This is a genomic window from Erythrobacter sp. (assembly GCF_036351135.1).
Lineage (GTDB): Bacteria > Pseudomonadota > Alphaproteobacteria > Sphingomonadales > Sphingomonadaceae > Erythrobacter.
On the sequence record NZ_JAZBON010000013.1, the window covers coordinates 163,922 to 172,547 of the forward strand.

The 8,626-nt window shown below is 61.8% G+C and carries 8 protein-coding genes and 1 tRNA gene; 7 read left to right on the forward strand and 2 right to left on the reverse strand.

The annotated features are described in order from the left end of the window. Positions 1-15 precede the first annotated feature (15 nt). Positions 16-1,218 (reverse strand): ribonuclease D, encoded by a 1,203-nt coding sequence (gene rnd, locus V2I30_RS04330; RefSeq protein ID WP_330660851.1) that lies wholly within the window; start codon positions 1,216-1,218, stop codon positions 16-18. Between the two features lie 196 nt (positions 1,219-1,414). Between rnd and aspS the strand changes: the two genes are divergently transcribed. Further along, positions 1,415-3,226, forward strand: a complete 1,812-nt coding sequence (aspS, locus tag V2I30_RS04335) for an aspartate--tRNA ligase (protein WP_330660852.1) — start codon at positions 1,415-1,417, stop codon at positions 3,224-3,226. Between the two features lie 194 nt (positions 3,227-3,420). Here the strand turns inward: aspS and V2I30_RS04340 are convergent, their stop codons facing one another. Beyond that, positions 3,421-3,858 (reverse strand): ferritin-like domain-containing protein, encoded by a 438-nt coding sequence (locus V2I30_RS04340; protein WP_330660853.1) that lies wholly within the window; start codon positions 3,856-3,858, stop codon positions 3,421-3,423. A gap of 394 nt (positions 3,859-4,252) precedes the next feature. Between V2I30_RS04340 and V2I30_RS04345 the strand changes: the two genes are divergently transcribed. The 6 genes from V2I30_RS04345 (at position 4,253) to V2I30_RS04370 (ending at position 8,407) form a co-directional block, all read left to right on the forward strand. After that, the gene (locus V2I30_RS04345; RefSeq protein ID WP_010412439.1) at positions 4,253-4,489 is read left to right on the forward strand and encodes an acyl carrier protein; all 237 of its coding nucleotides are present in this window, start codon (positions 4,253-4,255) and stop codon (positions 4,487-4,489) included. A gap of 198 nt (positions 4,490-4,687) precedes the next feature. Further along, positions 4,688-5,947, forward strand: coding sequence for a beta-ketoacyl-ACP synthase II (gene fabF / locus V2I30_RS04350; protein WP_330660854.1), 1,260 nt, complete (start codon positions 4,688-4,690; stop codon positions 5,945-5,947). A gap of 4 nt (positions 5,948-5,951) precedes the next feature. Continuing rightward, positions 5,952-6,920, forward strand: a complete 969-nt coding sequence (gene mltG / locus V2I30_RS04355; RefSeq protein WP_330660855.1) for an endolytic transglycosylase MltG — start codon at positions 5,952-5,954, stop codon at positions 6,918-6,920. Then, positions 6,865-7,479 carry a 2'-5' RNA ligase family protein gene (locus V2I30_RS04360; protein WP_330660856.1) on the forward strand — a complete coding sequence of 205 codons (615 nt, stop codon included), beginning with the start codon at positions 6,865-6,867 and terminating at the stop codon, positions 7,477-7,479. The genes mltG and V2I30_RS04360 overlap by 56 nt, the downstream gene beginning before the upstream one ends. A 60-nt stretch (positions 7,480-7,539) precedes the next feature. Next, on the forward strand, positions 7,540-8,214 hold the full coding sequence (locus V2I30_RS04365; RefSeq protein ID WP_330660857.1) for a Crp/Fnr family transcriptional regulator: 675 nt from the start codon (positions 7,540-7,542) through the stop codon (positions 8,212-8,214). Positions 8,215-8,330: 116 nt separating this feature from the next. After that, positions 8,331-8,407, forward strand: a tRNA-Met gene (locus tag V2I30_RS04370). Positions 8,408-8,626: the final 219 nt, after the last annotated feature.

Below are 8,626 nucleotides of genomic sequence, written 5' to 3' on the forward strand. Positions count from 1 at the left end.
CTAACGGCGTTCGGATTACTCCGCTGCCTGCGCCGCTTCCATGCTCGCCTGCATGTCGTCGATATGGGTCATGACCAGCTTGCCGCCCTTGACCGCGAAGGCGAGCCGCCCCTCGACCAATTCGAGCGCGTCCTTGCCGAACACATCGTAGCGCCAGCCCTGAAGCACCTTCAGATCGCGCACTCCGGCGGCGAGCGCCTCCATCTCGTCCGCCCGAGTGAGCAGACGTGCAGCGACGTCGATCTCGCGGGCGCGAATCTTGAGCAGGAGTTTCAGAAGGTCGGCAACCAGTGCCCCCTCCTTGCCGAGCGGCGCGCCGCGTTTCATCTTGGCGGGCATTTCGGACTTGGGCAAAGGCTCGGCATCGGCGATGACTTTCATCAGACGTTTGCCGATCTCATTGTCGCGCCAGGCGGCGGAAAGGCCTCGTACCTTCGCAAGATCGCCCTGTTTCTTCGGCGGATGCGAGGCGATGTCGGCGAGCGTTTCGTCGCGCATGATCCGTCCGCGCGGGATGTTCTTGCGCTGCGCCTCGCCCTCACGCCAGGCGGCAAGCGCCTTCAGCCGCCCCAGCACCTGCGGGTTGCGACCGGGCTGGCGGATGCGCTTCCACGAACTTTCCGGATCGACCAGGTAGTTGGACGGATCGGCCAGCTTCTCCATCTCCGCGTCGAGCCACGCGCCGCGACCGGTCTTGATCAGCCGCTTCAGGATCTTCGGGAAAATCTTCGAAAGATGCGTCACATCGCCGATTGCATATTCGATCTGCCGATCGGTGAGCGGACGGCGGCTCCAATCGGTGAAACGCGCGCCCTTGTCGATCTGGATGTTGAGCCAGTGATCGACGAGATTGGCATAGCCGATCTGTTCCGACTGACTGATCGCCATCATCGCGATTTGCGTGTCGAAGACCGGATGCGGTGTGCGCTTCGTCATATTGACGATGATTTCCAAATCCTGACCGCCGGCATGGAAGACCTTGAGCACGTCTTCGTTGCGGGTGAGCAGGTCCAGGAGCGGCGTCAGATCGATCCCGTCCGCCAGCGGATCGATTGCGGCCGCTTCCTCGGTATTGGCGATCTGGACCAGGCACAGTTCGGGCCAATAGGTGTTCTCGCGCATGAACTCGGTGTCGACGGCGACGAATTCGGATTGGGCAAGCCGCCCGCACAGATCGGCGAGCGCGTCGGTGGTGGTGATGAGGTCGTGTATCTTCATCGTCGTCTTCACATGACAAGGAGCGGAGTGCCGCTCTCGGGCCGTGTCAGGGCCCTGCTGGATGGATGAGCGGATGACTTGACAAAAGGCAGGCCATGCCCTGTTAGCGCGCGCATGGATCGGCGGGCAAAATGCCCTGCGCCGTCACGCTGCACGCGCCCTTAGCGCTATACACCCAAACAGGACAAGAATTTAGATGCACGCCTACCGGACCCATAGTTGCGCACAGCTTTCGGCGCAAAATGTCGGCGAAACCGTCCGCCTGTCAGGCTGGATCCATCGCAAGCGCGATTTCGGCGGCGTTCTGTTCATCGATTTGCGCGATCATTACGGCATCACTCAGATCGTCGCCGACGAGGATTCCCCGGCGCTGGCCGTGCTCGATCGCCTGCGCGCGGAATCGGTCGTGACGATCGACGGCGAGGTCAAGGCCCGCAGCAGCGACACCGTCAATCCCAAACTCGCAACGGGCGAGATCGAGGTGTTTGCGCGTGCGATCACGGTCCAGAGCGCGGCCGAGGAGCTGCCCCTGCCGGTTGCCGACGAACTCGACTATCCCGAGCACATCCGCCTGAAATATCGCTTCCTCGATCTGCGGCGCGAGACCATGCACCGCAACATCATGCTGCGCAGCCAGGTCATCACCTCGCTGCGCAAGCGGATGATCGATCAGGGCTTCACCGAGTTTCAGACCCCGATCCTGACCGCGTCCAGCCCCGAAGGCGCGCGAGACTTTCTGGTGCCGAGCCGCATGCATCCGGGCAATTTCTACGCGCTTCCGCAGGCGCCGCAGATGTTCAAGCAGATGCTGATGGTGTCCGGCTTCGACAAGTATTTCCAGATCGCGCCCTGCTTTCGCGACGAAGACCTGCGCGCCGATCGCAGCCTCGAATTCTACCAGCTCGACCTGGAAATGAGCTTCGTGACGCAAGAAGACGTGTTCCAGGCGCTGGAGCCAGTATTAGCCGGGACGTTCGAGGAGTTTGCCGACGGCAAGAGCGTGACGCCCGCGGGCGAATTTCCGCGCATTCCCTATGCAGAGGCCATAATGAAATACGGCTCCGACAAACCGGATCTCAGGAACCCGCTCGAAATCAGCGACGTGACCTCGCATTTCGAGACGTCGGGTTTCAGCCTGTTCGAAAAGATCGTCGGCGGCGGCGGGGTGGTGCGCGTGGTGCCTGCGCCCAGCACGGCCGACAAGAGCCGCAAATTCTTCGACGACATGAACAATTGGGCGCGTTCCGAAGGGTTCGCCGGGCTCGGCTACGTCACTCGCAAGGGCGGCGAATTTGGCGGGCCGATCGCCAAAAATCACGGCCCCGATCGCATGGCGCAGGTATACGACGAGCTCGGCCTGGGGCCCGATGACGGCCTGTTCTTTGCCGCGGGCAAGGAGAAAGAGGCCGCAAAACTGGCAGGCGCCGCGCGCACGCAAGTCGGCGAGCAGCTGGGCCTCATCGAGCAGGACTGCTTCAAGTTCTGCTGGATCGTCGACTTCCCGATGTTCGAATATGACGAGGAAGCAAAGAAGATCGACTTTAGCCACAATCCTTTCTCGATGCCGCAGGGCGAGATGGAAGCACTGGAGAACGAAGACCCGCTGGCGATCAAGGCGTGGCAATACGACATCGTGTGCAACGGATACGAGCTGTCTTCGGGGGCGATCCGAAACCATCGCCCCGACATTATGTACAAGGCGTTCGAGATCGCCGGTTACGACAAGGCGGCGGTCGACCGCGAGTTCGGCGGGATGATCGAGGCATTCAAGCTCGGCGCGCCGCCACATGGTGGCTCGGCGCCCGGCATCGATCGGATCGTGATGCTGCTCGCGGGCGAAGAGGCCATTCGCGAGGTGATCGCGTTCCCGATGAACCAGAAGGGCGAAGACCTGATGATGGGCGCACCCTCGCGCGCCGAAGCAGCGCAGCTGCGCGAATTGCAACTGCGATTGATGGAACCGGCCAAAAAGGCCCCGAACACACCCGACGTCGTCGCGGACAACTAATGCGGACGGCGCGCATAAAAAAGCGCGCTACCGATCTCGGCAGCGCGCTTGAAAGGTTCGGGGAATTTTTATGTTCTTAAATGACTGAGCGGAGCGCGAGCTCGCTATGCTGAATTGCGTCTCAGCGTCGGAACGCGCTCAACGCTCTTTCGCAAGTCCCCACTTGCGAGGCCGTCAGGCCTTTGAAGGTTGGGTTATGCGTATTGCTTCTCAAGCATGTCGCTGAAGCGTTCGCCAGCCGAAATTTCTTGATACGCCTGCTGAATTACCGAACGGAATGCTGGGTCAATATCGTTGTCTTCCAGCGCGTCGCGGAATTTCCCAGCAATATAATCTTCGCCTTCTTCCACACGCTCGACGGCTGCTTCGTTGCCGTTCTCAAACGCATCGGCGATGTTCATAAAGGTCTGGTGGGTCGAAGCGGTAACGCTCGAACTGTCGATGCGTTCTTCGCCATTCGACATGAGAAGCGAGTTAAGCTTCGTCAGCGTTTCTTGACGCGATTGCAGACGTTCGTTGAGCGCATTCTTCAGCGCCGGGCTCTCGGCCTTTTCGATGGCCTTGCGATAGCCTTCGACCGAATCGTAGGTAGTCTGGGTAAGGTCTTTCACGGTACTGATATTGTTAGTCATGGGTCTCCTTCGTAAGTTTGGGGTTTGTCGGAGCAGCAGAGCCGAATGTGCCGCGCTTTCAATGACTTAACGGCTGTAGGGCGGTAATCGTTCCGACCGCTCGGCGAATCGTTGCGGAGCTGCGATAACTTGTTAGTTCAACCGTTTACGCGCCGAATTCGCCGAGGACCGACACCAAACTGGCTCTTCCTCGCGCCCAGCGAGACGGCTCTGCCACGCGATTTATCCATTTGACGCGGTGCACATCGAACGCGCTCGATTGAAGGGTTCAGTGGTAGCCGGACGGTAGTTGGCAAGGCGCCTTTGCCGCTCCGCGCATCTTGACTTGCACTCGGTCGAACCGCCCTTTAGGGCCGGGCAAAGTGTTTCAAACCCCATCACAAGAGGGATATTTATGAGCGATACCGCCGACCGCGTGCAGAAGATCGTCGTCGAGCACCTTGGCGTCGAAGCAGACAAGGTCACCCAGGATGCGAGCTTTATCGACGATCTGGGCGCCGACAGTCTCGACATCGTCGAACTCGTCATGGCTTTCGAGGAGGAATTCGGCGTCGAAATTCCGGATGACGCGGCGGAAAAGATTTCGACGGTTGGCGATGCCACGAAATATATCGAGGAACATAAGGGCTGAACCCCCGCCGCCGCCGTGTGGGTGGCAGCCGAGTAGAACGGGGCCTCGTGCGGTCGGGTTGCGCATGCCAAGCGCAGCGCACCGGCGGGCCGAATGCCCGGTAAGGCGCCCGACCCTTCGGCCCATGAGGAATTGCAGGCTCGGCCCCGGCGGGCCGGGCCTGTTTCATTTCGTGCCTAGCTACACTTGGAGAGTTTAATGCGCCGCGTAGTGGTAACCGGTCTCGGCCTCGTCACCCCGCTTGGGGGCGATGTCGAAACGAGCTGGAAAAACCTGATTGCCGGAGAAAGCGGCGCGGGTCCGATCACGCGGTTCGACACCGAGGGGCAGAAGGCAACGATCGCTTGCGAGGTCAAGGGGCACGAGCACCCCTGGGGCTTCGATCCGGACAAGCGCGTCGATCACAAGGTTCAGCGGCAGGTCGATCCCTTCATCGTCTATGGCATCGATGCCTCGGGTCAGGCACTCGAAGATGCGGGCCTCACGGACATGAGTGAGTCCGAGAAGGAGCGGACCGGCTGTTCAATCGGTGCCGGCATCGGCGGTCTGCCGGGGATCGAGATAGAGAGCGTCAACCTTCACGAACGCGGGCCCGGCCGGGTCAGCCCGCACTTCGTCCACGGCCGCCTGATCAATCTCGTCACCGGCCAGGTGCAAATTAAATACGGCTTCATGGGGCCGAACCACGCGGTGGTGACCGCCTGTTCCACCGGCGCCCATTCGATCGGCGATGCGGCGCGCATGATCGCGATGGACGATGCCGACGTGATGCTGGCTGGCGGAGCGGAGAGTACCGTCAATCCGCTCGGCATTGCTGGTTTCGCGCAGGCGCGCGCGCTGAATACGAGCTACAACGATCGTCCCAAACAGGCGAGCCGCCCTTACGACAAGGACCGCGAGGGCTTCGTCATGGGCGAAGGCGCAGGCGTCGTCGTGCTCGAGGAATATGAGCGGGCAAAGGCGCGCGGCGCGACGATCTATGGCGAAGTGACCGGCTATGGCCTGTCCGGAGACGCCTACCACGTCACCGCCCCGCATCCCGAAGGTAAGGGCGCGGAACTCGCCATGCGCATGGCGCTAAGGAAAGCGGGTCTCGGCCCGGGCGACATCGACTACGTCAATGCCCATGGCACCAGCACGATGGCCGACACGATCGAGCTCGCCGCGGTCAAGCGTGTGCTCGGCGACGATCTGGGCGGCGCCTCGATGAGCTCGACCAAAAGCGCGATCGGACATCTTCTGGGCGGCGCGGGTGCGGTCGAGGCGGTGTTCTGCCTCCTCGCTATGCGCGACGGCATCGTGCCGCCGACGCTCAATCTCGACAATCCCGACGAGGGCACTGAGGGGATCGACCTCGTGCCGCATCAGGCCAAGGAACGCGAGGTCCGCGCCGTACTCAACAACAGTTTCGGCTTCGGCGGAACCAATGCCTCGCTGATCATGCAGAAGGTCGACTGACCCGATGCGCCGCCTGGCCCTGTTCGCTGTCAGCCTGATCCTGCTCGCAGGCGTCGCGCTGCTGCTGGCGCCCACCTTTCTCGGCGAGGCAAGCATAGAGGAGGAGACGCCCTTCATGGTGCCCGCAGGCTCGTCGCTCTCCGCGGTCGCGCAGGATCTCGAGCAGCAGGGGCTCATCACCTCCGCCGACGGTTTCCTGATGAGCGCCCGGCTGTTCGGTTCGTCCGATCCCATCCAGGCGGGCGAGTTCGAGCTGACGCCCGCCATGGGCCAGCGCGACATCCTCGAACTTTTCCAGTCGGGCGATGTTATCCGCCGCTTCGTCACCATCCCCGAAGGCATGCCCTCGATCCTGGTGTGGGAGCGCGTGATGGCCGAGGAATTGCTGACCGGCGAGATCGAGGTGCCCGCGGAGGGCTCAATCCTGCCCGACACCTATTCCTTCGAACGCGGTTCCACACGCGCCGAACTGATCGAGCGGATGCAGAGCGCGATGGACCTTTATCTCGCGCAAGCCTGGGCCGAGCGCGGCGACAATATCGCGGTCGACACGATGCGCGAGGCGCTGATCCTCGCCTCCATCGTCGAGAAGGAAAGCGGCATCCCCGAAGAACGCGGTATGGTCGCCGGGCTTTATTCCAACCGATTGGATGTCGGCATGATGCTGCAGGCCGATCCGACGATCATCTATCCGATCACGCAGGGCAAACCGCTGGGCCGTCGCATACGCCAGTCCGAGATTGCCGCGGTCAACGGCTACAACACCTATACGAGGATCGGCTTGCCCGAAGGTCCGATCACCAATCCGGGCAGTGAAAGCATCGCCGCGGTGATGAACCCGGAAGACCACGATTTTCTGTATATGGTCGCCGACGGCACGGGAGGGCACGAATTCAACGCGACGCTCGCCGAGCACAATGAGGCCGTCGGGCGCTGGTTCGAGATCCGCCGGCGGCGCGGCGAGTTGGATTGATGCCACTACGCCTGCGGGAGCCCGCTCGATTAACCAACCCTTCATCCTGACCGCCACCATTCCCGAACCCCTGCGCGGCTTTGCAGAGGGCCTGCGTCGCGCCCACTTTCCGCCCGAGCGCAATCACCTCCATGCGCACGTCACCCTGTTCCACGCCTTCGCGCCCTCCCTGCGCGAGGAGCTCGCGACCTTTATCCCCCAGGTCGCGCGCGAATACGCGGCGCCCGAGGGCCGCGTCACCGGACTCCTCGATTTCGGCAAGGGAACAGCGATCCGCCTTTCCTCGCCGCAATTGCTGGCCGTCCGCAGGGTAATCGCCGAGCGGTTTCATGGCACGCTGAGCGATCAGGATCTGCACGAACCTCGGCTTCACATTACCGTGCAGAACAAGGTGACGAAGGAAGCGGCGCGCGCGTTGCAACACGATCTGGCTGCCAAGCTCGAACCGTGGACGACGCGCGAACCCTTCGCCTTTCCCTCGCTCGAACTGCACATCTATCAGGGTGGCCCGTGGGAGCATCTCAAGACGGTTGCCTTTCGCGGAAACGAGAGATTGTAGTATAGGCGATCGAAACGCGCGCGCCCACGCGACTTTCCGCGCGCCACGAGGGGGAAGATCATGGACGATCTGGGGACGGCCTATGGCTGGGTGGCTGGGGTCGCACTGATAGCGGCGATGATCCCGCATCAGGTGCGCCTCATGCGCCTCCTCTTGCTGATTGCGGGAATTTTCGGCGTTCTCCATTTCGCCTTCGCCGAGGAGGTCGGCACGGGCGTTGTCCTCGCGCTCGCCTTTCTCGCCGTCAATACCGCCCGGCTCTATCAATTGTGGAGCCGCGCGCGGTCGGGCTCGATGACATCGGAAGAGCGCGAACTTTTCGACCACGTGATGAAGATCGAGGACCCTTCGCAGCAGAACCGGCTGCGCGACCTCATGGAATGGCGCGACATGGAAGTGGGTGAGATGCTGATCGAGCAGGACCAGATCGACCCGCCGCTGATCTACATCGCCAGCGGACGCGCCGCGATCGAGCGCGACGGTCAGATCGTCAGCGAGGTGGGAGCAGGCGAATTCGTCGGAGAAATGAGCCATATTTCTGGCGAAGGAGCGAGCGCGACAGTCAAGGTCGCCCACCCGATGCGCATGGCCCGCCTCGATCGCGATGCGCTGGCGCAACTCACCCGCAGCCTGCCCGAGATCGGACGCGCGGTCGACGGCGCGTTCAACCGCAGTCTGGCGGTCAAAGTGGTGCGCATGAACCGCACGACGCAGGGTGCGCAAACTTCAGGTTGACCACGCCTAGACCGAGCCGTAAACGGCCCGCTCGCCGAAGGCGTCCAGCGCCGCGCAACGCCCGTTCTGCAACCGGTTCGGGAAGCCCCGCAGGCAAATGCCGGCGATCTTGGTGAGGCGGAGTAGCTCAGGTGGTTAGAGCAGCGGAATCATAATCCGCGTGTCGGGGGTTCAAGTCCCTCCTCCGCTACCAATCTCGAATCCGCATGGGTTCGCTTGCTTCCGCATGCATCCGTAAAACTCAATTAAAACAGAATGATGTGAGTGATTCGCGTCCGCTTGCGTGCGCATGCATTCGCTTGAAGCCGGATTTGGTGTGGGGGTATTTTGGGGGTATTTTCCGGGGGTAGCGAAAAGGAGCGATACCCCCAATGGCCTTGAGTGAGATTCAGATCAAAAAAGCGAAGGCGGC

Excerpts from the sequence above, each read along its gene's own strand:
- rnd (WP_330660851.1), bottom strand. The coding sequence starts at position 1,218 with ATGAAGATACACGACCTCATCACCACCACCGACGCGCTCGCCGATCTG.
- V2I30_RS04365 (WP_330660857.1), top strand. The coding sequence starts at position 7,540 with ATGGACGATCTGGGGACGGCCTATGGCTGGGTGGCTGGGGTCGCACTG.
- mltG (WP_330660855.1), top strand. The coding sequence starts at position 5,952 with ATGCGCCGCCTGGCCCTGTTCGCTGTCAGCCTGATCCTGCTCGCAGGC.
- V2I30_RS04340 (WP_330660853.1), bottom strand. The coding sequence starts at position 3,858 with ATGACTAACAATATCAGTACCGTGAAAGACCTTACCCAGACTACCTAC.
- V2I30_RS04345 (WP_010412439.1), top strand. The coding sequence starts at position 4,253 with ATGAGCGATACCGCCGACCGCGTGCAGAAGATCGTCGTCGAGCACCTT.
- V2I30_RS04360 (WP_330660856.1), top strand. The coding sequence starts at position 6,865 with ATGAGGCCGTCGGGCGCTGGTTCGAGATCCGCCGGCGGCGCGGCGAGT.
- fabF (WP_330660854.1), top strand. The coding sequence starts at position 4,688 with ATGCGCCGCGTAGTGGTAACCGGTCTCGGCCTCGTCACCCCGCTTGGG.
- aspS (WP_330660852.1), top strand. The coding sequence starts at position 1,415 with ATGCACGCCTACCGGACCCATAGTTGCGCACAGCTTTCGGCGCAAAAT.